We start from the raw sequence: 24517 nt of genomic DNA, 5'->3' as shown, positions 1-24517 counted from the left end.
AAGGGAACACCCCCGCAGGTGCGGGGCCGACCAGCCGCGCGCGCCGCCCGCGCGACGCGGGCTCGGAACACCCCCGCAGGTGCGGGGCCGACCGGGCACTTCCTGATCTTGGGGCGTGAGGACAGGGAACACCCCCGCAGGTGCGGGGCCGACTCTGCGCGGGCGTCACGTCTCTGCTGATATCGCGGAACACCCCCGCAGGTGCGGGGCCGACTCATGGGCGGAGCTGAGCATCATGCCCACCCGGGGAACACCCCCGCAGGTGCGGGGCCGACCTTCGAGTCCAGTATGCAACCTCCGCCCGGGTCGGAACACCCCCGCAGGTGCGGGGCCGACTCTCCGTGACCGTGATCGATCGAAGCTCTTGCAGGAACACCCCCGCAGGTGCGGGGCCGACACTTCTTGACCTGCTCGTTTACCGGGCCGAAGGCCGGTTTTCATTCGGTACGTTCGCGGATCCTCCCTCATCCTTGCGCATCCGGTGGCACGGCGGAACCGACCGGCTCCGCCGCATCCCCCGTCGATTGTCAGTGCCTTGCTCTAAGGTCTGCATCCCAAGAAGTACCTACCAGTTGTACCAGGGGTGGCACATTGAGTGATGGTCAGGGCGGGGCGCCGGCCTGCGGGGAGCGGGTGGTGGCGGCCTTGTGGGGGAAGTCGGCCGGGAAGGCCGGTGGCAGGAAGAACGTGCTGCTCTCGCATCTCCTCGATACCGCTGCCGTGGCCGAACGCCTGTGGGACGGCTTCCTGGCCCCCTCCACCCGGCTGGTCGTGGACGACATCGCAGGAGGACCGGGCAAGGGGCGGCGGTTCTTCTCCTGGCTCTGCGGCGTCCATGACTACGGCAAGGCCACCCCCGCCTTCCAACGGATGTGGCCGGAGGGCGCCGAGGCGGTGCGGCGGGCCGGGCTGACTTGGCACGAGCCGCTCGTCGCCCGCAGGCGGTGGCGCCATGACCGCGCCGGTGGGCACCTGTTGTGCCGGGACCTCGCCGCAGCCGGCTGGACGGAACAGCAGATCGACTGGGTCTGGCCGCTCGTCGCCGGGCATCACGGCAGGTTCCCCAGTCGGGGGGAACTCACGCCCGCCCGAACCGCGAAGGGGCATCTGGCCGGCACCGGGCCGTGGCCCGCTGCCCAACGAGCCCTTCTGGAACGCTTCACCACGGAGCTGGGCTTCGAGAACGTCACGGCCGTGGCTCCCGTACGTACGCCGAGTCGTGCCGTGCAGCTGCATCTGAGCGGGCTGATCGTGATGGCGGACTGGATCGCCAGCGACGAGCGGCACTTCGAAGGGGTCGACGACCCGCACCGGGTGACGTTCGAAGCCGCTCGCGCACGCGCCGGAAAGGCGTGGACCGCCCTGGGGCTGCACCGGGGCTGGGGGAGCCACGATCTGCCCGGTTCCGAGGCGTTCCGCGACCGGTTCGGCCAGGACCCGCGCCCCTCCCAGACGATGGTGATCGAGGCGGCACGGCGCATGACCGCGCCGGGGCTGGTGGTGGTCGAGGCGCCGATGGGGGAGGGCAAGACCAAGGCCGCGCTGCTGGCGGCGGAGATCCTCGCGGCCCGGTTCGGGGCGGACGGTGTTTTCGTCGGTATGCCCACGCAGGCCACCAGCGATCCGATGTTCGGGCAGGTCCGGACCTGGCTGGACCGGATCGACGGCGACTTGTCCTCTCGGGTGGCGCTGTTGCACGGCAAGCGGATGTTCAACCCGGAATGGCGCGCGATGGTGGCCGGCTCCGAGGAGGACGACGCCTCCCGGTTCGGGGGCGTGGACGCGTACGGGGAGTGCCTGGACGACGACCCGTACGGGGTCACCTCCAGCGATCCGTGGGACGAGCCCTCCGCCACCGGGCCGGGAGCCCGGGGCCCGGCCGAGTGGTTCCTCGGGTCCAAGCGTGGCCTGCTCTGCCCGTTCGTCGTCGGCACCATCGATCAACTGCTCCTCGCGGCGACCAGGACGAAACACGTCATGCTGCGCATGGCCGGGCTGATGGGCAAAGTGGTGATCCTCGACGAGGTGCACGCCGCCGACGTCTACATGTCCCAGTTCCTGCGCGAAGGGTTGCGCTGGCTGGGGCAAGCCGGCGTTCCGGTGGTACTGCTCTCGGCGACGCTGCCGCCCCGGCAGCGGCAGGATCTCGTCGGCGCCTACCTGGCCGGTGCCATGTCCCGCGAGGAGTACACGGCCGGCGGCCTGCCCGAGCCCGGTGGTTACCCCTCGGTGACAGCTGCCTGGCCGGAGGTTCCGGTGGGGGCCCCGGGGGAGATGGAGGGCAGAACGGAGCCCGCGTACCTGGTCGACCACGGCCCGGGCTGGCGCCCCGACCTCTCCGTCGCCATCGACGTTCTCCCCGAACGCGTGCCGCCGCCTCGTACGAAGCGGGCGGAGCGAGAGGCGGCCGATGAGGCAGCGGCCCGTTCCGTCGCCGATCTGCTGGAGCGGGAACTGTCCACCGGCGGTTGTGCTCTGGTCATCCGTAACAGTGTGGCCAGAGCCCAACGGCTGTACCAGTTGCTGCGCGACCGGTTCGGCGCGGACGTACACCTGCTGCACGGGCGTCTCACCGCAGGTGACCGGGCGGATCGGACGGCGCGATGTCTTGACCTGCTGGGTCCGACCGGGGGAACGGAGGGGCGCCCGCACCGGCTGATCCTGGTGGCCACCCAACTCGCGGAGCAGTCCTTCGACGTCGACGCCGACCTGCTGGTGACCGACCTGGCGCCCGTCGATCTGCTCCTTCAGCGCATCGGGCGCCTGCACCGCCATGCCGGGGTGCGCCGGCCGGCCCGGCTGGCCGCCCCGCGGGTGGTGGTCACCGGGACGACCGCCCTGGGGGGTGGCGCGCCCCGATTTCCGGGCGTCTCGGAAGCCGTGTACGGGCGCTTTCTGCTGCTGCGGTCCGCCGCACTGGTACGGCAATCGCTCCCCGGCGCCGAGAGGGAGACCGCGGAGGCGGGCTGGCGGGTGCCGGCGCGGGTACCGGACCTGGTCGCCGCCGGATACGAGGCGTCGGACGCCTCACTGCCACCCCCGTGGCGGGAGGCCACCGAGGCCGCACGCACCCAGTGGGAGACAACGGAGCGGCAACGCGCGGAGACAGCGGGCGCGTCCCTGCTGACCAGACGCGGCGACCGGGAGGGGCGCACGCTGGCCGGCCTGCACTACGCGGGGCGGGCGGAGAACGGCGACGACGCCTCGGCGGAATGGCTCGTGCGGGACGGCGCGCCCACGGTCGAGGTGGTTGTGGTGGTGCGGCAGGGCCAGGTGCCCCACACGATCAACGGCCGCGCCCTGTCCGTGAACGGTGATGTCGCGGACGAGCTGCTGGAGGATCTGCTCGCCGGTACCGTCCGGCTGCCGCAGTCGCTCACCGAGGCTGCGCTGCGGGAGCTGCGCCCGCTGCCGGGGTGGCGGGGCCATGCCCGTCTGCGGTACTGCCCGGCGCTGGAACTGGACAGCCGTCGTACGGCCGTGCTGGGCGACTACGAGGTCCGGTACGACCGCGAGCTGGGGCTGGTGGAGCGACGGCTCACCGCGCACTGACATCGCCGGCCGGGCCGGTCGTGGCTCCGGCCCCGCCACTGCGGGGCCGACCGGTCGGCGAGACACAGAAGGGAGCCACCCCCGCCGGGCCGTGCCCCTTGTCCGAGCGGGGCGCGCCCACGCGAGGCCGGGGGAATTCTCGCATTCGGCTGCGGGGCACCGGAAGGGGCTGCAAGAGTGCTGTGGCACCAGACAAAGAAGTTTGGAGAAGCATGATGTCGTTCAACCTGCTCGACGAACCCTGGTTATCCGTCCAGGTCACGGACCCGGGTGCGGACACCGGCCACACCGGGCCGGGTGGCACGGTGGAGGTGGGCGTGCGGGAGTTGCTCTTGCATGCCGAGCGGTACCGGGACCTGGTGGTGGACATCCCCACCCAGAAGCCCGCCATCTTCCGGCAGGTGCTCCTGCCGATTCTCGTGGACGCCCTCGGGTATCCAGCCGACGCCGCCGACGGACTGGCGCTGTTACGCGCCGGTTCTCTGGACGCCGGCCAACGTCAGCGCCTCAGCGACTACTTGGCCGAACACCGGGCCCGGTTCGACCTCTTCGACCCGTCCGATCCGTTCGGGCAGGTGGCCGGTCTGCGGACCGCGAAGGGGGAGACCAAGGGAGCCGCCCTGGTGGTGGCCACTGCCGCAACCGGGAACAACGTGCCCCTGTTCGCGTCGAGAACCGAGGGCGATCCGCTTGAGCTCACGCCCGCTCAGGCAGCGCGCTGGCTGCTGCACGCCCACTGCTGGGACACCGCCGCCATCAAGACCGGAGCGGTCGGGGACCCCCGCGTCAAAGCGGGCAAAACGACCGGCAATCCGACCGGCCCCCTGGGGCAACTGGGCGTGGTGATGCCGCTGGGCCCCACCCTGTTCGAAACGTTGGTCCTGAACATCCCCGTCGGCCGCACCTCGCTTTCCGACGATCTCCCGCAGTGGCGTCGGCGCGATACCAGCGGACGCATCGAGGACACCCTCTCCTGTGCCCTTCCCGCCTGGCAGGAGCGAGCATCCCGCGGACCTCTGGATCTGTGGACCTGGCAGTCCCGCCGCATCCGGCTGATTCCGGAGGACACCCCGGCCGGTGTCCGGGTGACCAGGGTCGTCGTCTCCGCCGGGGACCGCCTGACCGTCACACCCGACCACGAACCGCACACCGCCTGGAAGCTGCCTCCCGCCGCCAAAAGGCCGAAGACGGGCGCCGCCGCGAAACGGCCCGCTGCGGCCGCGCTGCCCTACCGCCACCAGACCGGCACAGCGGGCTGGCGCGGACTGAAAGCATTCCTCGCGGTGGAGCGCGAGCAGCGCGATGCCCGCGGCGACCGACCCGGCTTCCGCACCAGCATGCTGCTGGACCAACTCGCCGGAATCCGGGACCGACTGCCCGCCGACTACCCGCTGCGCGTGGAACTCACCGGGATCGCCTACGGCAATCAGTCCGCCGTGGTGGAGGACCTCTACGCCGACGCCATCCCCCTGCCGCTCGTCGCCCTCGACCCGGAAGGGGAACTGCGCACCTCCCTGCTGGTGGCCGCCGAGCAGGCGGAACAGCTGGCAACGGCCCTCAACCACCTCTCCGGCGACCTGATGCGCGCCGCCGGCGGTGACCCCATCCCCTGGGACAAGGGCCAGCGCCCCGGGGAAACCCTCCTGTACGCCCTGGACGCCCCCGCCCGGCTGCTGCTCCTCGAACTCCGCGCCGGCCCGGCCGACTTCGAAGCGACCGAGCGCGCCCTGGAGCAGTGGGAACGGCACGCCGCCGGCCACGCCTGGAAGGTGGCCGAGCAGGTGCTCGCCACCACCGCGCCCGGCGTCTTCTCCGGGCGCCGGGTGATCAAGGACAAGACCGAGCACATCTACCGCCTGGCCACGGCCGAACAGAGCTTCCGCGCCCGGCTCGCCACCGTGCTGCCCCGGGCCGCGGCCACACGCCGAGCCGCTCGCGCTGCCGCCGTGCCGACCCCCGAACACCCCCGCAGCGAAGGATGACCGACCTCGTGACGTCCGACAGCACAGGAACCAGCGAGAACACCCCGCGCCCGACGCCCGGGCCCGGCGCGGCCGGTACCCGAGCGGAGACGCCGGAGAACACGCCCGCACGGACCCCCCGTTACTGGAACCGCTACGTCACCGCCGGCGGCACCTGGCGGGTCCGCTCCACCGGGCAGCCGATCGAGCCACCCGGCGAGGACCTGGCCGCCTTGCGGTCCGGGCTGGGCCGCCCCGCCGGGGACGTCTTCTCCCTGTGGGCCTTCTACACGACCCCCTGCGACGGGCACCTTCCGCCGCGGCTGGAGGCCGAGCACGCCGCCCTCGCCCTGTACGGCCTGCACCAGCAGAGCCGCCGCGATCCCATGCACCGGCCGCACGTCGGCCTGGGCACCGCCCTGGCCCACCTCCGGAACAGCGGGCGATTCGGTGCCGAGGCGCTGGACCGCCGGGTGGACGCCGCCGCCAACGCCACCTCGGTGTCCTCGCTGCGCCACCGGCTGCGCGGGCTCGTCACCCAGCTGCGCACCGGCGGCCAGCCCCTGGATTACGACATGTTGCTGGAGGACCTTCACGACTGGCGGCTGCCGGACCGGCGCCGCCGGGTCCGCCGCCGCTGGGGCCTTGAGTACTACGCCCGCAAGCCCGAGCCGCTGAGCTGAGCTGAGCGCGTTCCTCCTTGCAGGAACCGGCTCGCTCGCGCCCACCACCACCTCACGTATCCGATCCGCGGAGAACACCATGACCTCGCGCAAGTACATCGACGTGCACATCATCCAGACCGTTCCGCCGGCCAACCTGAACCGCGATGACCAGGGCAACCCGAAGGAAGCCCACTTCGGCGGAACCCGCCGCTCCCGTGTCTCCTCCCAGGCCTGGAAGCGGGCCACCCGCCTCCACTTCGCCGAACGCGTTCCGCAGCAGGACCTCGGTACCCGCACCAAGCGCGTCGCCGGCAAGCTCACCGAACGCATCGCCGACACCACCGGGTTGGACTCCGCAACCGCGGCCCGGCTCAGCGGTGCCCTCCTCGCCCCTCTCGGGATCACCGCCGGGAAGAAGGAAGGAGACACCGCGTACCTCTTCTTCTACGGCCGCCGCCAGCTCGACGCGGTCGCCGCTCTCGTACAGGACCGAGCCGCCGAACTCGCCGCCCTCGACGACGCCGACCTCGCGGCCGAGGTCAAGCAGTTGCCGGTACGGGAGGCGTTCCGCGCCGGCCACCCCATCGACGTCGCGCTCTTCGGCCGCATGGTGGCCGACATCCCCGCCCTCAACGTGGACGCCGCCGTACAGGTCGCTCACGCGCTGTCCACCCACACCACCGAGCTGGAGTTCGACTACTACACGGCCGTCGACGACGAGAACGAGAAGGAGGAGACCGGCGCCGGCATGATCGGCACCATCGGCTTCAACTCCGCCACGCTCTACCGGTACGCCACCATCGGCCTGCACCAGCTCGTCGACAACCTCTCCGACGAGAAGAGCGCTGCCGAGGCGGTCACCCAGTTTCTGACCTCCTTCGCCCGCGCCATGCCCACCGGCTACCAGAACTCCTTCGCCCACCACACCCTCCCTCGTCTGGTCGCCGTCACCGTCCGCACCGATCAGCCGGTCAATCTGATCTCCGCCTTCGAAGAGCCGGTCACCCCGGGCACCGGGACGCACGCCGGCATCGCCCCCGCCTCGATCAGCCGCCTGGCGCATGAACAGCTCACCGCCTTCCGTGCCTGGGGCGACGCGCCGTCGTTCACCGCCCACTGTCACACCCTGTCCCCCGAGCACGGCGGAACGCTCGACGCCCTGGAGCAGGCGTTCGGCGCGGCCCGGCCCTTCGACGCACTGCTGGCCGACCTGAACACGCACCTCACCGGGGGCGAGGCCCGGTGACCACGAGCCCGTCCGGGGATGCCGCCGTCCTGCTCCTGCGACTCGCCGGCCCCCTTCAGGCATGGGGTGACCGGAGCACCTTCAACCGGCGCGAGACCCGCCCCACCCCCACCAAGTCCGGCGTCATCGGCCTGCTCGCGGCGGCGTCCGGCCGAGCCAGGGAGGACTCCCTAGAAGACCTGGCCCCCCTGACGCTGGGCGTACGGGTGGACCAGCCCGGCACCCTGCTGCGCGACTTCCACACCGTCAGCGACTACCGGGGACGCCCGCTGCCGCAGGCCGGCGTCTCGGCCAAGGGCATCCAGAAACCCACCTCACCCGCCAAGCACACCCATGTGACCACGCGCTACTACCTTCAGGACGCAATTTTCCTCGCCGCTGTCGCCGGCCCGCGGGACGTCCTGCTCAGCCTTCAGCACGCCGTCCGCCATCCGGCCTTCCCACTGGCGCTGGGACGCCGATCGTGTCCGCCCACACAGCCGGTCTGCCTGGGTGTCCGGGACACCGACGCGGAAACGGCGCTGCGCGAGACCCCGTGGCAGGTTTCCCGGCGGGCGCGGGAGCGTTACGCCGCCCGCTGGCGACGCGAGCGCGGAGCCGAACGTTCCGCCTTCCCGGCAACTGTCCGCTGCGCGGTCACCGTGGAGGACCCCGAGGGGGACGACGTCCTCAACGACGTCCCGCTCTCTTTCGACCCGCTGCGCCGGTCGTTCGCCGACCGACGGGTGCGGCACGACTGGTTCTCCGTCCCGACCGGCTTTCCCCGGCCGGCCGGGAGCTCCGCCACCGAGAGCCCGGAGGACGGCGCCGGGCACGACCCCTTCGCCCTCCTGGGCTGGTGACCACATGACGTACCTCTCCCGCATCCGCATCAATCCCCTGCGGGCCGCGAGCCGTGCCCTCCTGGCGAACCCGCGCGCGATGCACGGCGCGGTGGCCGGTGGCATCCCGGGCGCCCCCGACTCGGAACGGGTCCTCTGGCGCCTCGACGCCGACAACCCGCACCGCCCCCACCTCTTCGTCCTCACCCGTTCCAAGCCGGACTGGACGCACATCGTCGAGAGCGCCGGGTGGCCGGACGCGGACGGCGAGCACGTCGCCGTCCGCGACTACACCCCTCTGCTGGACCGCGTCGCGCTCGGCCGCGAGTTCGCGTTCCGGCTGACCGCCAACCCGGTGCAGAACACGCTCAAACCGCTCAGGCCCACCCCGGGGCAGCAGGCCCGGCTGAATGCCGCGGGCTCGTCGGCCGAGGCCCGCCGCCCCCGTGGGCTGCGTCTTGGCCACCGCACGGCGAGTGCTCAGTTGCGCTGGTTCCTCGAACGCACGGAGCGGTGGGGCTTCACCGTTCCGCCGGCCCGGTTCGTTCCCTCCGTTTCGGAGGACGAAGCAGACCTCTCCGGGGGCGAGGACGTCCCCCGTGACCTGCGGATCACCGAACGGCGGCGGCACTCGTTCGCGAAAGGCGAGGCACGGGGCAACCCCGGGAACCCCCGGAAACCGCACGTCACCCTGAGCACCGCGACGTTCGAGGGGCGCCTGCGCGTGACCGATCCCGCCACCTTCACCGACCGCCTGCTCAACGGCATCGGCCCCGCCAAGGCGTACGGCTGCGGACTGCTCACCCTCGCCCCGGTCCCCGAAGGAAACCACTGACCCATGGCCGACATCTGGTGGAAGGCCGACCCGCACGACCTGCACCGCATCGTGGACCGCGTCTCCAGCGTCTACGTGGAACGCAGCCACCTCGACCGCGACGAGAACGCCGTCGTCATCGTCAACAAGCGGCAGACGGTGCGGGTTCCGGCCGCGATGATCGCCGTTGTCCTCCTCGGACCCGGCACCCGGGTCACCCATGGCGCGATACGCCTGCTGGCGGACTCCGGCACCGCCGTGTGCTGGGTCGGCGAACAGGGCGTGCGCATGTACGCCGCCGGTCTCGGACCCGCCAGGGGCGCCGGGCTGCTCCACCGGCAGGCGTGGCTGGTGACCCGCCCCAAGGAACGCCTGGCGGTCGCCCGTGCCATGTACGGGATGCGCTTCCCCGGCGAGGACGTCTCGACCGCCACCATGCAACAACTCCGCGGACGCGAGGGAACCCGCATCCGCCGGCTCTACCGGGAACACGCGCGCCGTACCGGGGTGCCCTGGGACGGCCGGGTGTACAAGGCGGGAGACGCCTTCGCGGCCGGTGACGATCTCAACCGACTGCTCTCGGCGGCCAACGCAGCCCTGTACGGCATCTGTCACGCGGTCATCGTGGGGATCGGAGCGAGCCCGGGCCTCGGCTTCGTGCACACCGGGTCGGCTATTTCCTTCGTTCTCGACATCGCCGACCTCTACAAGGCGGAGTACACCATTCCGCTGGCCTTCGACCTGATGGCCAAAGGACTGACCGAGGAACGGGACGCCCGCCTCGGCCTCCGTGACCTGGTGGCCGGGACGAAGCTGCTCGCGCGCATCGTGGCGGACATCAAGATGCTCCTCGCCGCCGAGGGCACGGAGACCGATACCCCGGCGGCGGGAGAGCTGTGGGACGAACGGCTGGGCGCCGTGCCGTCCGGTGTGAACTGGGCGGACGACCGGGACAGCCCCGCGGAGGCGGCGTTCCCCGGGCCGGAAACCGCCTCCCGCCCGGCCTCCATGGGCGACCAGCACATCGCCGTCATCGGCCCCGAGTTCGAGGAACCCGACAGCGACCCGAGGACGTCCGGATGACCGTTATCGTGCTCATCGCCGCCCCGGAAGGACTGCGTGGCCACCTCACACGCTGGATGGTGGAGGTCAACGCGGGCGTCTTCGTCGGCAACCCGAACCGCCGGGTCCGGGACCGTCTGTGGGACCTCCTGACCACGCGCATCGGCGACGGCCAGGCCGTGCTCGTGGAACCCGCGGCCAACGAACAGGGCTGGGCCGTCCGCACCGCCGGCCGCGACCGCTGGCGTCCGGTGGACTTCGACGGTCTGATCCTCTCGGCACGGAACAGGAGGTGAGCCAGTGCCGACGCAACTGAATGAAAACGGAGCCCTGGCACGATAAAACCCCAGCTCAAAAAGGGTCGGCCCCGCGCCCGCGGGGATGTTCCCTGACCACCCGTGCGCCAGCTGGCTTCCGGTAAGTCGGCCCCGCGCCCGCGGGGATGTTCCGAGCTGGTGTACGGGCGCGACGCTGCGGCGGCAGTCGGCCCCGCGCCCGCGGGGATGTTCCGGCGGACCCGCCGAAGCGCGGGACGCCGGTCAGGTCGGCCCCGCGCCCGCGGGGATGTTCCCTGACCACCCGTGCGTCTGCTGTCTTCCGTTAAGTCGGCCCCGCGCCCGCGGGGATGTTCCGAACTGCCGCCCGGTGTCGCCGACCTGACTGCCGTCGGCCCCGCGCCCGCGGGGATGTTCCCTGAGCGCCGTCCGCCATGGACGCGCTGGTGGTGTCGGCCCCGCGCCCGCGGGGATGTTCCGGCCCTGTCGTGGCGCGGCCCCGGCGGCCGGATGTCGGCCCCGCGCCCGCGGGGATGTTCCCGCGCCCGGATCGTGGCGGTGCAGGTACAGGCCGTCGGCCCCGCGCCCGCGGGGATGTTCCGGCCCTGTCGTGGCGCGGCCCCGGCGGCCGGATGTCGGCCCCGCGCCCGCGGGGATGTTCCCGCGCCCGGATCGTGGCGGTGCAGGTACAGGCCGTCGGCCCCGCGCCCGCGGGGATGTTCCGACCGACGCCGGATTCCGTGCCTCGTCTCAGGTGTCGGCCCCGCGCCCGCGGGGGTGTTCCTACGCGACGGTCACCGGCCGACGCTGGCGGGGTGTCGGCCCCGCGCCCGCGGGGATGTTCCTTGCGCGGCCTGCCCGGACATCACCATCTGTCTGTCGGCCCCGCGCCCGCGGGGATGTTCCGACGCGCGGCGTGCGCGGCTTCGCCGACGCCCTGTCGGCCCCGCGCCTGCGGGGGGTGATCCCTGTGTGCAGCCAACAGCCGCACTCAGCACGACGCGCGCAACCGGCATACCTCACTGGGGACTTCCGTCTGAAGTAAGTCGTCTAGGCACCCCTGACACACAGACGCCCCCGCCCCCGCTTAGCAGCGGGCGGGCAGGGGCGCGGCGGCGTCCATGCCGTCAGATGTCGCGGAAGGTTTCGATCTGGGCGCCCACCGAGTTCAGGCGTTCGGCCAGGTCCTCGTAGCCGCGGTTGATCACGTACACGTTGCGCAGCACCGACGTGCCCTCGGCCGCCATCATGGCCAGGAGGACGACCACCGCCGGGCGCAGGGCCGGGGGGCACATCATCTCGGCGGCGCGCCAGCGGGTGGTGCCTTCGACCAGGACGCGGTGCGGGTCCAGGAGTTGGAGGCGTCCGCCGAGGCGGTTGAGGTCGGTGAGGTAGATGGCGCGGTTGTCGTAGACCCAGTCGTGGATCAGGGTCGAGCCGTGGGCCGAGGCCGCGATCGCCGCGAAGAACGGGACGTTGTCGATGTTCAGGCCAGGGAACGGCATCGGGTGGATCTTGTCGATGGGCGCCTCCAGTTTGGAGGGGCGCACCGTCAGGTCCGCCAGCCGGGTGCGGCCGTTGTCGGCCGGGTATTCGGCGGAGAGGTCGTGGTTGAGGCCCATGCCCTCCAGTACGGCCAGTTCGACCTCCAGGAACTCCACCGGGACGCGCCGGATGGTCAGTTCCGATTCGGTGATGACCGCGGCGGCGATCAGGCTCATGGCCTCGACCGGGTCCTCGGAGGGGGAGTAGTCCACGTCGCGGTCGATGTGCGGGACGCCGTGCACGGTGAGGGTGGTGGTGCCCACGCCCTCGACGCGTACGCCCAGTTCTTCCAGGAAGAAGCACAGGTCCTGGACCATGTAGTTGGACGAGGCGTTGCGGATCACCGTGACGCCGTCGTGCCGGGCGGCGGCCAGGACGGCGTTCTCGGTGGCGGTGTCGCCGCGCTCGGTGAGGACGATGGGCCGTTCGGGGGTGATCTGCCGGTTGACGGTGGCGTGGTACATGCCTTCCGTCGCGGTGATCTCCAGGCCGAACCGGCGCAGGGCCGTCATGTGCGGTTCGATGGTGCGGGTGCCGAGGTCGCAGCCGCCGGCGTAGGGGATCTTGAAGTGGGTCTCGCGGTGCAGCAGCGGGCCGAGGAACATGATGATGCTGCGGGTGCGGCGCGCGGCGTCCGCGTCGATGCCGTCCAGGTCCAGCTGGGCCGGGGGCTGGATCTCCAGGTCGGCGCCGTCGTTGATCCAGCGGGTGCGGACGCCGATGGAGTTGAGGACCTCCAGGATGCGGAAGACCTCTTCGATGCGGGCGACCCGGCGCAGTACGGTGCGGCCGGAGTTCAGCAGCGAGGCGCACAGCAGCGCGACGCAGGCGTTCTTGCTCGTTTTGACGTCGATGCTGCCGGAGAGCCGGCGTCCGCCGATCACGCGCAGATGCATCGGACCGGAGTAGCCCAGCGACACGATCTCGCTGTCCAGGGCCTCCCCGATGCGCGCGATCATCTCAAGGCTGATGTTCTGGTTTCCTCGCTCGATCCGGTTGACGGCACTCTGCGAGGTGCTGAGCGCATCGGCGAGTTGCAGTTGCGTCCAGCCACGATGTTGGCGCGCGTCCCGGATGAGCTGCCCGATCCGGGCGAGGTAGTCATCGGTCATGCAAGCGACCCTATCTCAGATATGAGATGAGGCATCCGGGCGGGGGCCATTCGGGTGAGTGGCCCGGTGTCCCGGGGGATCCGGCGCCCGCCCGGTGCGGCGCGGGTGGTCCGTTCGGGGGTGCGCGCCGTGGTCCCCGCTTCCCCCGGTTGGCTGCCGCCGGTGGAGGCGGAGGGGGCACGGACCGTGCCCCGGGTGGTCTCCCGGAGCCGCCGTTTCTCCGCTGTCACCTTCCCAGCATCGGTGCGGGAGCGGACCCGCGCATCAGGTCCCGGGAGGGCGCGCGCCCGTGCCGGTGGTGCCGCGCCCGGTCCCGCGCCCCGGGCGCGGGACGCGGCCGGCCCGCCATCTTCCGTGGCGACGGCCCGGGCACCCGGCCGGGTGGTGCCGAACGCGGGGCCCTCCGCGCGTCCGCGGGGTCGATGTACTAGAGTTATCTCGACATCGAGATATCTAGTGAAGGTCCCTGAAGGAGAAAGTCGTGTCGGCCAACACCTTCGACGCCCGCGCCACGCTGCGGGTGGGCGACGAGTCGTATGAGATCTTCCGGCTGGACAAAGTGGAGGGCGCCGCCCGCCTCCCGTACAGCCTCAAGGTGCTGCTGGAGAACCTGCTGCGCACCGAGGACGGGGCGAACATCACCGCCGAGCACATCAGGGCGCTCGGCTCCTGGGACCCGAACGCCCAGCCCAGCCAGGAGATCCAGTTCACCCCCGCCCGGGTGATCATGCAGGACTTCACCGGCGTGCCCTGTGTCGTCGACCTCGCCACCATGCGCGAGGCCGTCCGCGAGCTGGGCGGCGACCCGGCCCGGATCAACCCGCTGGCCCCGGCCGAGCTGGTCATCGACCACTCGGTGATCGCCGACAAGTTCGGCACCCCGAACGCGTTCCAGCAGAACGTGGAGCTGGAGTACGGCCGCAACCGCGAGCGCTACCAGTTCCTGCGCTGGGGCCAGACCGCCTTCGACGAGTTCAAGGTCGTCCCGCCCGGCACCGGCATCGTGCACCAGGTCAACATCGAGCACCTGGCCCGTACCGTCATGGTGCGGGGTGGCCAGGCGTACCCCGACACGCTGGTCGGCACCGACTCCCACACCACCATGGTCAACGGCCTGGGCGTGCTCGGCTGGGGCGTCGGCGGCATCGAGGCCGAGGCCGCCATGCTCGGCCAGCCGGTCTCCATGCTGATCCCGCGCGTGGTCGGCTTCAAGCTCACCGGCTCGCTGCCCACCGGCACCACCGCCACCGACCTGGTGCTCACCATCACCGAGATGCTGCGCAACCACGGTGTGGTCGGCAAGTTCGTCGAGTTCTACGGCGAGGGCGTCTCCTCCATCCCGCTGGCGAACCGCGCCACCATCGGCAACATGTCTCCGGAGTTCGGCTCCACCGCCGCGATCTTCCCGATCGACGAGGAGACCATCAGCTACCTGCGGCTCACCGGCCGCGACGCCCAGCAGCTGGCGCTCGTCGAGGCGTACGCCAAGGAGCAGGGCCTGTGGCTGGACACGGCCAACGAGCCGGAGTTCTCCGAGTACCTGGAGCTGGACCTCGCCACGGTCGTCCCCTCGATCGCCGGCCCCAAGCGCCCCCAGGACCGCATCGCGCTCGCCGACGCCAAGCAGAAGTTCGGCGCGGACGTCCGCAACTACGTCTCGGCCGCCGACGTGGACGAGGCGGGCAAGGAGTCCTTCCCGGCCTCCGACGCCCCCGCCGTCTCCAACGGCGTGCCCTCCAAGCCGGTCACCGTGACCACCGCGGACGGCACCTTCGAGCTGGACCACGGCGCCGTCACCGTCGCCGCCATCACCTCCTGCACCAACACCTCCAACCCGTCCGTCATGGTCGGTGCGGCGCTGCTGGCCAAGAAGGCGGTCGAGCGCGGTCTCACCCGCAAGCCGTGGGTCAAGACCACCCTGGCGCCCGGCTCCAAGGTCGTCATGGACTACTACGACCGGGCCGGCCTCACCCCGTACCTCGACAAGCTGGGCTTCAACCTGGTCGGGTACGGCTGCACCACCTGCATCGGCAACTCGGGCCCGCTGCCCGAGGAGATCTCCCAGGCGATCAACGACAACGACCTCGCCGTCGTCTCGGTGCTCTCCGGCAACCGCAACTTCGAGGGCCGGATCAACCCCGACGTCAAGATGAACTACCTGGCGTCCCCGCCGCTGGTGGTCGCCTACGCGCTGGCCGGCTCGATGAAGATCGACATCACCACCGAGCCGCTGGGCACCGACTCCGAGGGCAAGCCGGTCTACCTGGCCGACATCTGGCCCTCCGAGAAGGAGATCGAGGACGTCGTCGCGTCCGCCATCGGCCAGGAGATGTTCGGCCAGAGCTACGCCGACGTCTTCGCCGGCGACGCCCAGTGGAACTCCCTGCCGATCCCCACCGGCTCCACCTTCGAGTGGGACCCGGAGTCCACCTACGTCCGCAAGCCCCCGTACTTCGAGGGCCTGACCATGGACCCGGCCCCGGTCGCCGACATCTCCGGCGCCCGCGTCCTGGCGAAGCTCGGCGACTCGGTCACCACCGACCACATCTCGCCCGCCGGTGCCATCAAGGCCGACACCCCGGCCGGCCAGTACCTCACCGAGCACGGCGTGACCCGCCGTGACTTCAACTCCTACGGCTCGCGCCGCGGCAACCACGAGGTGATGATCCGCGGCACCTTCGCCAACATCCGGCTGCGCAACCAGATCGCGCCGGGCACCGAGGGCGGCTACACCCGCGACTTCACCCAGGCGGACGGGCCGGTCTCGTTCATCTACGACGCCTCCCAGAACTACCAGGCCGCCGGCATCCCGCTGGTCATCCTGGCGGGCAAGGAGTACGGCTCCGGCTCCTCCCGCGACTGGGCAGCCAAGGGCACCGCCCTGCTGGGCGTGCGTGCCGTGATCGCCGAGTCCTACGAGCGCATCCACCGCTCCAACCTGATCGGCATGGGCGTGCTCCCGCTCCAGTTCCCGGCCGGTACGACCGCCGAGTCGCTGGGGCTCACCGGCGAGGAGACCTTCTCCTTCACCGGTGTCACCGAGCTGAACGAGGGCCGTATCCCCGCCACGGTCAAGGTGACCACGGACACCGGCGTGGAGTTCGACGCCACCGTCCGGATCGACACCCCCGGCGAGGCGGACTACTACCGCAATGGCGGGATCATGCAGTACGTGCTGAGGTCGCTGATCCGCAAGTGACGCGGCTGGACCCACGGGTCCACGGGCCGTCCTTCCCCCGGAAACGGGGGAGGGGCGGCCCTTCGGCGTTTGTCCGGCAGGTATCAACTCGGAAAAGCCTTGTCATGAGCCCCGCAGGCGACCTTCCCCGGCCGCGGCGAGTGGACTATACCTGTCGCCACCCGGGCGGTCAGCCGCCGCCCGAGTCCCGTATGAAGGCGAGGACTTGAGCCATGACGTCACGTCCGCACGGTCCGCACACCCCCCACCCCCGGTACGTCGGCCGCCGCGCCCTGCTGACCCGTACCGCTGCCGCCTCCCTGCTCGCGGTCCCGGCCCTGGGCGCCCTGACCTCCTGCGCCAGTGGTGGCAGCGGTGGCGGCACCAAGGACGTCGGCCGCGTCGAGCCCACCGCCGACAACCCGCTGGGCGCCCACCCCGACGGCGACCTCGAAGTCGTCATTTTCGACGGCGGGTTCGGCGACCAGTACGCCCTGGACGCCGAGAAGCTCTACGAGCAGCGCTTCGGCTCCGTCACCCACGTCAAGACCCAGGAGATCCAGTCCCGGCTCCAGCCGCGCATGGTCAAGGGCGACCCGCCGGACGTCGTGGACAACTCCGGCGCCGAGGCGATGGACATCGCCGCCCTCATCCGCAACGACCAGGTGCACGACCTCACCGAACTCCTCGACGCGCCCTCCCTCGACGACCCGAACGTCACCGTGCGCGAGACCCTCCAGCCCGGCACCGTCGAGATGGGGCAGTTCGGCACCCAGGCGGTCTACCGCCTCAACTACGCCTACCACGTGTACGGCCAGTGGTACTCGCGCACCGCCCTGGACCGCCTGGACGCCGAATACCCCCGCACCTGGGACGAGATGATCGCGGTCTGCGAGAAGGCCAAGCGGGCGGGCATGGCCGGCTGGACGTACGCCGGTATGTACCCGTACTACTTCAACTTCACGCTCTACCCGTTCATCGCCAAGATCGGCGGCGCCGACGTGCTGCGCGCCATCGACAACCTGGAGCCCAACGCCTGGCGGCACGAGGCGGTGCGCGCCGCCTTCGAGGCGTACCACGAGCTGACCGCGCGCGGCTTCGTGCTGGAGGGCAGCTCCGGGCTCAGCCACGAGGAGTCCCAGGACGAATGGTGCGCGGGGCGGGCGCTGTTCCACCCCAATGGCTCCTGGGTGGAGAACGAGGCCGCCCGGAACACCCCGGCCGACTTCGACATGGCGGTCGGCCCGCCCACCTCGCTCGACACCTCCGACGCCATGCCGTTCGAGACGATCTGGGCCGCGCCGGGCGAGCCCTTCTTCGTCCCGGCGGACGCCGCCAACGTGGCCGGCGGCATGGAGTTCCTGCGGATCATGCTGGGCCGCGAATCCGCCCGCAACTTCACCAGCCTGGTCTCCTCGCTCACCTGCGTCCGCGACTCGGTCGACGGCATGGACCTGCCGCCCGGGCTCACCTCCGCCAACGAGGTGCTGGCCGCCGCCGGCGAGAACCTGATCACCGTCCGGCTGCCCGACTGGTACCGCCAGCTCAACAACGAGGAGATCGGCGGCGCCATCGCCGCCATGATGGCCGGCGACATCGAGCCCGGCGAGGCGATCACCCGCTGCCAGCGGGCCGCGGACGCCGCGGCGGCCGACGACTCGCTCCAGCACTTCGAGCACATCTGATGAGGTTGGGGCACCGGCTGCTGCTGGGGGCGGCACTCTTCCTGCCGCCCCGCCTCACCCCGCGGCGGGTGCGCGACAGCCGGCACTACCGCACCATCGACCAGTACCGCTTCATCGGCTGGTTCCTCGCCGCGCCCCTCGTCGTCTACCTGGTGTTCGTCGTCTCACCGTTCGTCCAGGCGTTCTTCTACTCGATGACCGACTGGACCGGTTACACCGCCGAGTACACCTTCACCGGCACCGCCAACTACGAACGGATGTGGAACGACGACAAGTTCTGGGAGGCGCTGCGGCACAGCCTGCTGCTGCTGGTGTTCGCCCCGCTGATCACCCTCTCCCTCGGGCTGTTCTTCGCCTTCATGCTCAACGCGGGCGGACGGCGGCGCGGCGGCCAGGCGGTTGCCGGGGTGGCGGGCACCCGGCTGTACAAGATCTTCTACTTCTTCCCGCAGGTGCTGTCCATCGCGATCATCGCGGTGATCTGGGCGCGCATCTACTCACCGCGCAGCGGCGTCCTCAACGAGGGGCTGAGCGCGGTCGGCCTGGACTCGCTGCGGCAGAACGACTGGCTCGGCGGCCGGTTCGCCGTCTGGTGCATCCTCGCCGTGCTGTGCTGGTCCTTCGTCGGCTTCTACGTGGTGCTGTTCTCCGCCGCGATGAGCGCCATCCCGCACGAGATCTACGAGGCGTCACTGCTGGACGGGGCCACCCGCCCGGTGACGTTCTTCCGCATCACCCTGCCGCTGAGCTGGGGCACCGTGCGCACCGGCTGGATCTACATGGGCATCCAGGCGCTCGACTGCTTCGCCCTGGTCTCCATCATGGTCCCCGAACACGGCATGGACGTGCTGCCCAGCTACCTCTACGACAAGGCGTTCCGGGACGGCCAGGCCGGCTACGCCACCGCCATCGGCGTCGCCCTGTTCGCCGTCACCCTGCTGTTCGCCGGCCTGATGATGCGCCTGGCGCGGCGCGAGCGCATCGAGCTGTGAAGGAGCCAGACGCCATGAGCCGAACCCGCGGCGACACGCGCCGCACCGAGGGCGGGGTACTCAACGTCTTCGCCCACTCCTTCCTGGTGCTGTGGACGGTACTGGCGGCCGGCCCGCTCATCTGGGTGCTGCTGGCCGCCTTCCGCCCGCACGCGGACATCGTCTCCGACCCCTTCGGGCTGCCCGGCGGCCTGCACTGGGAGAACTTCACCAACGCCTGGACCACCGCCGACATCGGCCGCTACACTCTCAATTCGCTGATCATTCTCTCCGGCTCGCTCACCGGCACCATGCTGCTGGGCGCGATGGCCGCGTACGTGATCGCCCGATACGAGTTCCGCGGCAATCGGGCCGTCCATCTGCTCTTCACCGGCGGTCTGATGTTCCCGGTCTTTCTCGCCCTGGTGCCGCTGTTCTTCGTGCTGGACAATTTCGGTCTGCTGAACACCCGGCAGGGCCTGATCCTGGTCTACATCGCCTATTCCCTGCCGTTCACCGTCTTCTTTCTGGTCTCCTTCTTCCGTACCCTGCCCGGGGCGGTCCAGGAGGCTGCCGTCCTGGACGGCGCCTCGCACAGCCGGATCTTCTTCCAGATCATGATGCCGATGGCCAGACCGGGGCTCATCAGCATCGGGATCTTCAACTTCCTCGGTCAGTGGAACCAGTTCGTCCTGCCCAAGGTGCTCAACATCGGCTCGCCCGAGGACGCCGTCCTGCCGCAGGGACTGGCCGCCCTGATGGTCCAGCAACGGTACGAGGGGGACTGGGGAGCGCTGTACGCAGGGGTTTCGATGGCGATCATCCCGGTGCTGGTGGTCTATGTGACCTTCCAGCGGCAGGTCCAGACCGGCCTCACCGCCGGAGCCGTACGGTAACCGGACGCTTCCCCTGCGGCGCCGCATGCGGTCAAATAGTGTACGGGCGCTGCAACGTAAGGGGAGTGAGCCGTGCAGACTCCGGGGTCGCAGTCGTCACTGCACCGGGCCAACCTGGAACGAGTGGTACGCGCGGTGCGCAGCGCCGGCGCCCTGACCCAGGCGGACATCGCCAGGACCACGGGGCTCTCGGCCGCCACCGTCTCCAACATCGTGCGGGAGTTGAAGGACGGCGGGCACGTCGAGGTGCGCACCACCTCGGCCGGCGGGCGGCGGGCGCGCAGCGTCTCGCTGGCCGCCGACGCCGGCATCGTGGTGGGCATCGACTTCGGCCACTCGCATCTGCGGGTGGCCGTGGGCAACCTCTCCCACCAGGTGCTCGCCGAGGAGGCCGAGCCGTTCGACGTGGACGCCTCGGCCGCCGAGGGCTTCGACCGGGCGGAGAAACTGGTCTCCCGGCTGCTGGGCACCGCGGGCGTGGACCGGGCGAAGATCCTCGGCATGGGCCTGGGCGTGCCCGGGCCCATCGACGTGGCCACCGGCATCCTGGGCTCCACCGCCATCCTGCCGGGCTGGCGCGGCACCAATCCGCGCGAGGAACTCGCCGCCAGGACGGGCGTACCGGTGCACGTCGACAACGACGCCAACCTCGGGGCGCTCGGCGAACTCGTCTGGGGCTCCGGGCGCGGCTGCGGCGACCTCGCCTACATCAAGGTCGCCTCCGGGGTCGGCGCGGGACTGGTGATCGACGGCCGCATCTACCGGGGGCCCGGCGGCACCGCCGGCGAGATCGGCCACATCACCCTGGACGAGTCGGGCCCGGTGTGCCGCTGCGGCAACCGCGGCTGCCTGGAGACCTTCACCGCGGCCCGCCACGTGCTGCCGCTGCTGCACGCCAGCCACGGCCACGACCTGACGATGCGCCGGGTGGTGCAGCTGGCCAGGGAGGGCGATCCGGGCTGCCGCCGGGTGGTCGCCGACATCGGCCGCCACATCGGCTCGGGCGTCGCCCACCTGTGCAATCTGCTCAACCCGTCCCGGGTCGTGCTCGGCGGCGATCTGGCCGAGGCGGGCGAGGTCGCCCTGACCCCGATCCGCGATTCGGTCAGCCGGTACGCCATCCCCTCCGCTGCCCGCAACCTCACCCTGGTGCCGGGCGCGCTCGGCGGGCGGGCCGAAGTCCTCGGCGCGCTCGCGCTGGCGCTGAGCGAAGTCGGCGACGCCGCTTTGGTGAGCCACTGAAAAGCGGTCCGGAAAACCACAGAAGAAGGCGGCCGGAATGCCCGAACGGGCAAGCCGTCTTCACCTCTTGAATCCGCACCCGGCGACCGGACGGCGAATCCGTATCGTTTTGCGAGATGCCTGTTTTAAGTATTGACGGCGGCGAATTCGCGGAGTTATCTCTTGCGCCGACCCCGGCCGCACCGTGGCGGCCGGACAGGGAGGCGAGAAACATCATGCGTATGCAGCTGCGCCCGATAGCCGTGGGCATCGTGTCCCTCGGTCTCGCGGCGGCCCTGACCGCCTGCGGCGAGGCAGGTGGCGGTGGCAACGGCGACGGGGACGGCAACGGCTCGGGCGAGGGCAAGGAGTCCGGCACCATCGGGCTCCTGCTCCCGGAGAACTCCACGACCCGCTACGAGTCCTTCGACCGTCCCTCCATCGAGGGCAAGATCGCGGAGCTGTGCTCGGACTGCAAGGTCCAGTACAACAACGCGAACGAGGACACGGCGCTCCAGAAGCAGCAGTTCGACGCCATGCTCACCCAGGGCGTCGACGTCATCATCCTGGACGCGGTGGACTCCGCGAGCACCTCCTCCTGGGTGGAGGAGGCCGCCGCCCAGGGCGTGCCGGTGGTGGCCTACGACCGGCTCGCCGAGGGCGATGTCGTCGCGTACGTGTCCTACGACAACACCGAGGTCGGCCGGCTCCAGGGCCAGGCCCTGCTGGAGGCGCTCGGCGACGACGCCGAGGGCGCCGGAGTGGTGATGATCAACGGCTCGCCCACCGACCCCAACGCCGCCATGTTCAAGGCGGGCGCCCACGAGGTCCTGGACGGCGTGGTGGACATCGTCTACGAGTCGGACGTGGACGGCTGGGACGCCGCCCTCGCCAACGAGGACGTCACCGGCGCGGTGGAGTCGCTCGGCGGCGACGCCATCGACGCGGTCTACTCCGCCAACGACGGCATGGCGGCCGGCATCATCACCGCCCTGCACGCCGCCAACCTGCACGACACCGTCGTCGGCGGCCAGGACGCGGAACTCGCCGGTCTCCAGCGGATCATCTCCGGCGAGCAGACCTTCACCATCTACAAGGCGCTGGTCCCGCAGGGCGAACTCACCGCCGAGATCGCGGTGCGCGTGCTGCGCGGCGAGGACTTCTCCGACCTCACCACCGGCACCGTGGACTCGCCGACCACCCAGGGCGTGCCCAGCGCGCTGCTGACCCCGGTCACCGTCACGGTCGACAACATCAACGAAACGGTCATCGCCGACGAGTTCTACACCGCCGAGGCCATCTGCACCCGGGACTACGCGGACGCCTGCGCGGAGGCCGGCATCGGCGGCTGACCGCCCCTTCCCCCTCTTCGACCCGGGGCCGGGCCGCAACCGCGCCCGGCCCCACACCCAAGGAGAACGACCCCCTTATGACCGCCGCCCCCGTACTGGAGTTGCGCGGTGTCTCCAAGCGGTTCGGCGCCGTACAGGCGCTCACCGACGTCGATCTGGAGATACGCCCCGGCGAGGTGACCGCCCTGGTGGGCGACAACGGTGCCGGAAAGTCCACCCTCGTCAAGACCATCGCCGGGGTCCACCCCATCGACTCCGGCGCCATCCACTTCCGCGGCGAGCCGGTGCGCATCGCGCGCCCGCACGACGCCCAGGAACTCGGCATCGCCACCGTCTACCAGGACCTCGCGCTGTGCGACAACCTGGACGTGGTCGCCAACCTCTTCCTCGGCCGCGAGATCCGCCGGCACACGATGCTGGACCACGTGACCATGGAGCAGCGCTCCCGCGAACTGCTGGACACCCTCTCCATCCGCATCCCCTCGGTCCGTATCCCGGTCGCCTCGCTCTCCGGCGGCCAGCGCCAGGTGGTGGCGATCGCCCGCGCGCTGGTCGGCGAGCCCGAGGTCGTCATCCTCGACGAGCCCACCGCGGCCCTCGGCGTCGAGCAGACCGCCCAGGTGCTGGACCTGGTGGAGCGGCTGCGCGAGCGCGGCCTGGCCGTGATCCTCATCAGCCACAACATGGCCGATGTGCAGGCCGTCGCCGACCGGGTGGCGGTGCTGCGGCTCGGCCGCAACAACGGCGTCTTCCCGGTGGCCGGCACCTCCCACGAGACGATCATCGCCGCCATCACCGGCGCCGCCGACAACGCGGTCAGCCGCCGCCGCGACCGCATCTCCAAAGCCGGGGACGAAGAGCGGGAACAGGAGGATCCGTCATGACCCAGCCCGCCCCCGACCCCCGGCTGCTGGTCCGCGAACGCGGCCTGGCCGGCTACGTCACCGAGTTCCGCCGCCGGATCGCCGGCGGCGAACTCGGCTCGCTGCCCGTCGTCGTCGGCCTCATCATCATCGCCATCGTGTTCGAGGCGCAGACCGGGACCTTCCTCACACCCGGCAACCTCAGCAACATCTCCGTGTACATCGCGGGCCCCGGCATCATGGCGGTCGGCATCGTCCTGGTGCTGCTGCTCGGCGAGATCGACCTGTCGGTCGGCTCGGTGGCCGGCCTCTCCGCCGCCCTGTGGGCCGTCCTCTCCGTCAACCAGGGCTACCACGATCTGCTCGCCATCGGCCTGGCGATCGTGGCCGGCGCCGCCGTCGGCCTCATCCACGGCTTCTTCTTCGCCAAGATCGGCGTCCCCGCCTTCGTCGTCACCCTGGCCGGCTTCCTGGGCTGGAGCGGCCTGCAGATCTGGGTGATGGGCAACGAGGGCACCATCAACATCCCGCGCGACTCGCTGGTGCGCGACTTCACCACGTACTACTTCTCGGACATCGCCTTCGCCTACGGGCTCGCCGCGCTGATCACCGCCGGGTACGTCCTCGCCCTGCTGCGCACCGAGCGCCGCCGCGAGCGGGCGGCCCTGGCCACCCGCCCGGTCACCGAGATCGTGCTGCGCGGCGCGCTGGTGGCGCTGGTCGCCTTCACCGTCGCGTACACCCTCAACCAGCACCGCGGCCTGCCGCTGGCCCTGGTCATCTTCCTGGGCGTGCTGTTCGCCGGCCACTTCGTGCTGCGGCACACCCCCTACGGCCGGCAGATCTACGCGGTGGGCGGCAACGCCGAGGCCGCCCGCCGGGCCGGCATCAACGTCGCCCGGGTGCGGCTGACCGTGTTCGTCATCGCCAGTTCCCTGGCCGCGCTCGGCGGGCTGTTCTGGGCCGCGCAGGCCGGCGGCGCCTCCAAGAGCCTGGGCTCGGGCAACCTGCTGATGAACGTCATCGCCGCCGCCGTCATCGGCGGCACCAGCCTGTTCGGCGGACGCGGCTGGGTCTGGTCGGCGCTGCTGGGCACGCTGGTCATCCAGTCGATCACCACCGGACTGAACCTGCTGGGCATGGCGGCCGAGATCCAGTACATGATCACCGGCGCGGTGCTGCTGCTCGCGGTGGTACTCGATTCCGTGTCCCGGCGCACCCAGCGCACCGCGGGGCGCACCTGACGCCGTAAGGTGAGCGGATCATCACCGGGCCCCGCCCGATCGATACGCCCCCTG

The 24517-nt window shown here is 70.9% G+C and carries 17 protein-coding genes and 2 CRISPR repeat arrays; of the genes, 16 read left to right on the top strand and 1 reads right to left on the bottom strand.

What is annotated here, in order from left to right; translation table 11 throughout:
• Nucleotides 1-3: 3 nt before the first annotated feature.
• Nucleotides 4-397: a CRISPR direct-repeat array (repeat unit 28 nt; unit sequence GGAACACCCCCGCAGGTGCGGGGCCGAC).
• A gap of 239 nt (nt 398-636) precedes the next feature.
• The 8 genes from BM385_RS03610 to cas2e all read left to right on the top strand — a co-directional run bounded on the left by BM385_RS03610 (nt 637) and on the right by cas2e (nt 10417).
• A complete protein-coding gene (locus BM385_RS03610; RefSeq protein WP_093842143.1) occupies nt 637-3552 on the top strand; it encodes a CRISPR-associated helicase/endonuclease Cas3 in 2916 nt (971 codons plus the stop codon).
• A 212-nt stretch (nt 3553-3764) separates the two neighbouring features.
• On the top strand, nt 3765-5534 hold the full coding sequence (gene casA, locus BM385_RS03605) for a type I-E CRISPR-associated protein Cse1/CasA (RefSeq protein WP_093842142.1): 1770 nt from the start codon (nt 3765-3767) through the stop codon (nt 5532-5534).
• An 8-nt stretch (nt 5535-5542) separates the two neighbouring features.
• Nucleotides 5543-6196 carry a type I-E CRISPR-associated protein Cse2/CasB gene (gene casB / locus BM385_RS03600; RefSeq protein ID WP_093842141.1) on the top strand — a complete coding sequence of 218 codons (654 nt, stop codon included), beginning with the start codon at nt 5543-5545 and terminating at the stop codon, nt 6194-6196.
• Nucleotides 6197-6275: 79 nt separating this feature from the next.
• Entirely contained in the window at nt 6276-7424 is a 1149-nt protein-coding gene (gene cas7e, locus BM385_RS03595; RefSeq protein ID WP_093842140.1) for a type I-E CRISPR-associated protein Cas7/Cse4/CasC, read from the top strand.
• Nucleotides 7421-8266: a type I-E CRISPR-associated protein Cas5/CasD gene (gene cas5e, locus BM385_RS03590; RefSeq protein WP_093842139.1), complete on the top strand. Its 846-nt coding sequence runs from the start codon at nt 7421-7423 to the stop codon at nt 8264-8266. Before cas7e ends, cas5e begins: the two co-directional genes overlap by 4 nt.
• Nucleotides 8267-8270: 4 nt before the next feature.
• Nucleotides 8271-9080, top strand: a complete 810-nt coding sequence (gene cas6e, locus BM385_RS03585; protein ID WP_019436508.1) for a type I-E CRISPR-associated protein Cas6/Cse3/CasE — start codon at nt 8271-8273, stop codon at nt 9078-9080.
• Nucleotides 9081-9083: 3 nt separating this feature from the next.
• Nucleotides 9084-10142, top strand: coding sequence for a type I-E CRISPR-associated endonuclease Cas1e (gene cas1e, locus BM385_RS03580; RefSeq protein ID WP_093842138.1), 1059 nt, complete (start codon nt 9084-9086; stop codon nt 10140-10142).
• The gene (gene cas2e / locus BM385_RS03575; RefSeq protein WP_093842137.1) at nt 10139-10417 is read left to right on the top strand and encodes a type I-E CRISPR-associated endoribonuclease Cas2e; all 279 of its coding nucleotides are present in this window, start codon (nt 10139-10141) and stop codon (nt 10415-10417) included. Before cas1e ends, cas2e begins: the two co-directional genes overlap by 4 nt.
• Before the next feature lie 64 nt (nt 10418-10481).
• A CRISPR array of direct repeats spans nt 10482-11302; the repeat unit is 28 nt; unit sequence GTCGGCCCCGCGCCCGCGGGGATGTTCC.
• A gap of 221 nt (nt 11303-11523) precedes the next feature.
• Here cas2e and BM385_RS03570 read toward each other — a convergent pair.
• Entirely contained in the window at nt 11524-13053 is a 1530-nt protein-coding gene (locus tag BM385_RS03570) for a UDP-N-acetylglucosamine 1-carboxyvinyltransferase (RefSeq protein WP_019434102.1), read from the bottom strand.
• 481 nt (nt 13054-13534) lie between these two features.
• On the opposite strand from BM385_RS03570, the gene acnA reads away from it, so the two are divergent.
• The 8 genes from acnA (at nt 13535) to BM385_RS03530 (ending at nt 24463) form a co-directional block, all read left to right on the top strand.
• The gene (gene acnA, locus BM385_RS03565) at nt 13535-16252 is read left to right on the top strand and encodes an aconitate hydratase AcnA (protein WP_093842136.1); all 2718 of its coding nucleotides are present in this window, start codon (nt 13535-13537) and stop codon (nt 16250-16252) included.
• 212 nt (nt 16253-16464) lie between these two features.
• Nucleotides 16465-17916 (top strand): N-acetylglucosamine/diacetylchitobiose ABC transporter substrate-binding protein, encoded by a 1452-nt coding sequence (gene ngcE, locus BM385_RS03560; protein ID WP_019434104.1) that lies wholly within the window; start codon nt 16465-16467, stop codon nt 17914-17916.
• Entirely contained in the window at nt 17916-18908 is a 993-nt protein-coding gene (locus BM385_RS03555; protein ID WP_078576118.1) for a carbohydrate ABC transporter permease, read from the top strand. Before ngcE ends, BM385_RS03555 begins: the two co-directional genes overlap by 1 nt.
• Nucleotides 18909-18922: 14 nt before the next feature.
• Nucleotides 18923-19783: a carbohydrate ABC transporter permease gene (locus BM385_RS03550; protein ID WP_019434106.1), complete on the top strand. Its 861-nt coding sequence runs from the start codon at nt 18923-18925 to the stop codon at nt 19781-19783.
• A gap of 72 nt (nt 19784-19855) precedes the next feature.
• Complete coding sequence (locus BM385_RS03545; protein ID WP_026047478.1) at nt 19856-21025, top strand: ROK family transcriptional regulator; 1170 nt, start codon at nt 19856-19858, stop codon at nt 21023-21025.
• Between the two features lie 215 nt (nt 21026-21240).
• Complete coding sequence (locus BM385_RS03540; protein ID WP_026047479.1) at nt 21241-22356, top strand: sugar ABC transporter substrate-binding protein; 1116 nt, start codon at nt 21241-21243, stop codon at nt 22354-22356.
• A gap of 77 nt (nt 22357-22433) precedes the next feature.
• The gene (locus BM385_RS03535; RefSeq protein WP_019434109.1) at nt 22434-23240 is read left to right on the top strand and encodes an ATP-binding cassette domain-containing protein; all 807 of its coding nucleotides are present in this window, start codon (nt 22434-22436) and stop codon (nt 23238-23240) included.
• Nucleotides 23237-24463: a sugar ABC transporter permease gene (locus tag BM385_RS03530; protein WP_019434110.1), complete on the top strand. Its 1227-nt coding sequence runs from the start codon at nt 23237-23239 to the stop codon at nt 24461-24463. Before BM385_RS03535 ends, BM385_RS03530 begins: the two co-directional genes overlap by 4 nt.
• Nucleotides 24464-24517: the final 54 nt, after the last annotated feature.

The sequence above is a fragment of the Streptomyces harbinensis genome, from assembly GCF_900116145.1.
GTDB lineage: Bacteria > Actinomycetota > Actinomycetes > Streptomycetales > Streptomycetaceae > Streptomyces > Streptomyces carpaticus.
This window is presented reverse-complemented; position numbering and strand designations above follow the sequence as displayed.

What these genes read in the sequence shown, in the direction of transcription:
- BM385_RS03540 (WP_026047479.1), top strand. Translation starts at nt 21,241, where the DNA reads ATGCGTATGCAGCTGCGCCCGATAGCCGTGGGCATCGTGTCCCTCGGT.
- BM385_RS03555 (WP_078576118.1), top strand. Translation starts at nt 17,916, where the DNA reads ATGAGGTTGGGGCACCGGCTGCTGCTGGGGGCGGCACTCTTCCTGCCG.
- cas2e (WP_093842137.1), top strand. Translation starts at nt 10,139, where the DNA reads ATGACCGTTATCGTGCTCATCGCCGCCCCGGAAGGACTGCGTGGCCAC.
- BM385_RS03570 (WP_019434102.1), bottom strand. Translation starts at nt 13,053, where the DNA reads ATGACCGATGACTACCTCGCCCGGATCGGGCAGCTCATCCGGGACGCG.
- BM385_RS03550 (WP_019434106.1), top strand. Translation starts at nt 18,923, where the DNA reads ATGAGCCGAACCCGCGGCGACACGCGCCGCACCGAGGGCGGGGTACTC.
- cas7e (WP_093842140.1), top strand. Translation starts at nt 6,276, where the DNA reads ATGACCTCGCGCAAGTACATCGACGTGCACATCATCCAGACCGTTCCG.
- cas6e (WP_019436508.1), top strand. Translation starts at nt 8,271, where the DNA reads ATGACGTACCTCTCCCGCATCCGCATCAATCCCCTGCGGGCCGCGAGC.
- ngcE (WP_019434104.1), top strand. Translation starts at nt 16,465, where the DNA reads ATGACGTCACGTCCGCACGGTCCGCACACCCCCCACCCCCGGTACGTC.
- BM385_RS03535 (WP_019434109.1), top strand. Translation starts at nt 22,434, where the DNA reads ATGACCGCCGCCCCCGTACTGGAGTTGCGCGGTGTCTCCAAGCGGTTC.
- BM385_RS03530 (WP_019434110.1), top strand. Translation starts at nt 23,237, where the DNA reads ATGACCCAGCCCGCCCCCGACCCCCGGCTGCTGGTCCGCGAACGCGGC.
- casA (WP_093842142.1), top strand. Translation starts at nt 3,765, where the DNA reads ATGATGTCGTTCAACCTGCTCGACGAACCCTGGTTATCCGTCCAGGTC.
- cas1e (WP_093842138.1), top strand. Translation starts at nt 9,084, where the DNA reads ATGGCCGACATCTGGTGGAAGGCCGACCCGCACGACCTGCACCGCATC.